Consider the following 213-nt stretch of genomic DNA (forward strand, 5'->3'; position numbering starts at 1 on the left):
TGAGGCGTTGGTGCGGATCTTGACGCAGCCCAGGAATGCGTTGGTGAAGCAGTATCAGCGGATGTTCGCGATCGACGGGGTGGAGCTGGAGTTCACCGAGGGTGCGGTGGAGGCGGTCGCGGAGCAGGCGTTGTTGCGGGGGACGGGGGCGCGGGGGTTGCGCGCGATCATGGAGGAGGTGTTGCAGCAGGTGATGTTCGACGTTCCTTCGCG

General features: G+C 65.3%; 1 protein-coding gene. It reads left to right on the forward strand.

Annotated features, from left to right (window positions below):
* On the forward strand, positions 1–213 hold a 213-nt coding region (locus AC6CH9_RS20870; protein ID WP_498156610.1), incomplete at both ends, for a ClpB D2-like domain containing protein.

This window comes from Cellulosimicrobium sp. GQ32 (assembly GCF_059758455.1).